Raw genomic sequence first — 1,101 nt, 5'->3', positions numbered from 1 at the left:
TCTTTCTCCTTCCTTTTTCTCTCCCCCCCCCCACCACCCCCCCCCTTGGGTGGTTTCCCTCGTTTTTCTCCCCCTCCAGGAGAAAAAAGGGGGGGGGTCCTTGGTCCCCCCCCCCCCTCCCCCACCTCTTTGGCGGCCTCCAACTCGGCCATGAACACCAGTGCCGTCCTGGCCGCCGCGAGCGCGGTCACGGCAACCTTGCCGCGTATCAGGGAGATCGACATGCGCCGGAAGCTGTCCAGGCCCCGGCGTCCGGGCCATGGACGTACGTACCCGGCACTTGGGTCTCCGCAGTGGCGGCGCACCGCACCCGTCCCACTGCGTCCCTCCCGCCCCGCCCCACGCCCCGGGACGTGGTCGTGGGGCGGCGCCGACGACACCACGTCACGGAGTATTACGCCATGTCACGCGCTTCATCGAACGGGAGTTCGTCCCAGGGGTGTCCCAACTGCGCCATGGGACAGGTGAATCCCGCCACTACACGGTCAGGATTCGGCCTGTCCCGGCAGCTTCGATCCACGCCGGGCGTCCGTGAACCATCCTTCGAGCACAAGGAGTTACGGCATGCGTCGCATCCGCACGACCACGCTCACCGCAGGCGCCCTCGCGCTGGCAGGCGTCGCCGCCACTTGTGTGGCGCTCGCGCCGGCCGCCACCGCCGCGTCCCAGGGGTGCGTGGTCACCAGCATCACCACCGGTGAGTACGAGTCGCAGGGCACGATCCGCACCAAGGCCGCGAGCAGCTGCAGCGACATCAACCTGACCTACTCCTACAACACCACCAGCCGCACCTACGACTACTACGCGGGCCGGTACAAGAAGTCCACCGGCTGGGTGACCGGCGCCAAGCGGTACGTCCAGGCCTACGACGGCTACCACAGCATCAACGACTCCACCTACTGGCTGCTCACCGACCTCTCCAGCGGTACGCAGTTCAGCGTCGCCAGCCTTCTCGAGGGCGGCGACAACGTGCAGATCACCCACTGATCCGCAGGATGGCAGCCTGGCGGGGGGGGGGGAGGGGAGGGGGGGGCCCACACCCACCAAAAAAAAAAAAAAAAAAAAAGGGTGTGGGGGGGGGGAGAGGGAGCCCCCCACCCC

1 protein-coding gene is annotated in these 1,101 nt (G+C 67.3%); it reads left to right on the top strand.

Annotated features, from left to right (window positions below):
- The first annotated feature begins 564 nt into the window (after positions 1-564).
- A complete protein-coding gene (locus ACFV9O_RS14685) occupies positions 565-987 on the top strand; it encodes a hypothetical protein (RefSeq protein ID WP_385417103.1) in 423 nt (140 codons plus the stop codon).
- The last annotated feature ends 114 nt before the right edge of the window (positions 988-1,101 follow it).

The organism is Streptomyces sp. NPDC059909 (assembly GCF_042730885.1).
Taxonomy (GTDB): domain Bacteria; phylum Actinomycetota; class Actinomycetes; order Streptomycetales; family Streptomycetaceae; genus Streptomyces.
This window is presented reverse-complemented; position numbering and strand designations above follow the sequence as displayed.